The organism is Treponema sp. R80B11-R83G3 (assembly GCF_054786115.1).
This window is the reverse complement of the sequence record NZ_BDHF01000587.1, coordinates 1-323: the sequence shown is the minus strand read 5'-3', so window position 1 is coordinate 323 and position 323 is coordinate 1. Positions and strand designations below refer to the sequence as shown.

Genomic DNA, 323 nt, shown 5'->3' with positions numbered 1-323 from the left:
GCTACTTCTTGCAGAATTGGCGAACTGGTAAAAGTGTTTTCAGAATTGAATATAGCCGTTGTTTCCGTCCATAATTTTCCTTTGAGCCGTGCTCCGTGTTTCATCTGGGAAGGGGCTAAGTCATACCTCGATTTGTGGGAAGGGGATGAAGAATTTCTACGGGGTATGCGGATTGTTCGGGAGGGCGGGCATTATGTTTCACCTTTTTTTCTACGCCACTCGTTTTCCCCCGAGCGGAATTGGGTTTTTCCCCCTCCGCTTCAAGACGGATTGACCTTAAAGAACGCATCCGCTCCGCTAATTTTTCCCTCTCCACGCCAGTT

Annotated in this window: 1 protein-coding gene; it reads right to left on the bottom strand. The window is 48.3% G+C overall.

The annotated features are described in order from the left end of the window. Window positions 1-115: 115 nt before the first annotated feature. A partial coding sequence (locus ACYVRH_RS15105) for a hypothetical protein (RefSeq protein ID WP_461257670.1) occupies window positions 116-323 on the bottom strand: 208 nt, incomplete at its 5' end.